2 protein-coding genes are annotated in these 465 nt (G+C 61.3%); both read right to left on the minus strand.

Annotated elements, in window-relative coordinates:
- A partial coding sequence (locus tag J5M71_RS28075; RefSeq protein WP_243434392.1) for a 2-methylaconitate cis-trans isomerase PrpF family protein occupies positions 1–220 on the minus strand: 220 nt, incomplete at its 3' end.
- A gap of 51 nt (positions 221–271) precedes the next feature.
- Positions 272–465: hypothetical protein (locus J5M71_RS28080; protein ID WP_207838861.1), on the minus strand; the 194-nt coding region annotated here is incomplete at its 5' end.

A 465-nucleotide genomic window follows, 5' to 3' on the forward strand; every position in this document is an offset into this window, starting at 1 on the left:
GGATCACGGTTTTGCTGGTACTCGACGTCGCGCCGCCCATGCCGTCGATCTGCTTGTCGTAGGGATCGGGGCTGCCGATCACTCGCAGCAGCAACGCGTCGCGCGCCGGTCCTGGGACCTGCGCTGCTTCGGGCAGATCCTTGAGGCTGAAGAACACGCCTTTGCTGGTGCCGCCGCGCATGTAGGTGGCAGCGATTCTGATTTGTGGTGCGTGAGCCATGGTGCTCCTTACCGAGGCATGGGACTTGAAATCCCATGCCTACACGTTGATTTAAACGGCTACCGCCGATCCTTCGAGGAAATCCTGTGCGAAGCGCTGCAACACGCCGCCGGCCTCGTAGATCGACACTTCTTCAGCGGTATCGAGACGGCAGGTCACCGGCACTTCGACGCGCTCGCCGTTCTTGCGATTGATCACCAGCGTCAGATCCGCGCGGGGTTTGCGTTCGCCGATCACGTCGTAAG

It is taken from the genome of Pseudomonas sp. 43(2021) (genome assembly GCF_017490805.1).
Classification (GTDB): Bacteria; Pseudomonadota; Gammaproteobacteria; order Pseudomonadales; family Pseudomonadaceae; genus Aquipseudomonas.